Source organism: Pseudomonas sp. PME37.24/006 (assembly GCF_055556635.1).
On sequence record NZ_JBVHNL010000154.1, the window covers coordinates 1 to 263 of the forward strand.

At 57.0% G+C, this 263-nt stretch carries 1 protein-coding gene; it reads left to right on the plus strand.

All coding sequences use genetic code 11. The features are described 5' to 3' along the window. Positions 1–263, plus strand: a 263-nt coding sequence (locus ACZ3GY_RS24220) for a glutamyl-tRNA reductase (protein ID WP_465912314.1), incomplete at both ends; no start/stop codon positions are given.

Sequence of the window (263 nt, forward strand, 5' to 3'; positions counted from 1 at the left end):
GGGACTCGCTGGAGACCGTTCCGACCATCAAAAAGCTGAGGTCGTACGCCGACAGGATCAGGGCATCCGAACTCGAGAAGTGCCTGCAGAAGATCGGGGAAGACAATCTCAACAAGAAGATGAGAAGGTCCATCGAGGAGCTGAGCACGGGCATAGTGAACAAGCTCCTTCACGGCCCATTGCAGCACCTGAGATGCGACGGCAGCGACAGCCGCACCCTGGACGAAACGCTCGAGAACATGCACGCCCTCAACAGAATGTTC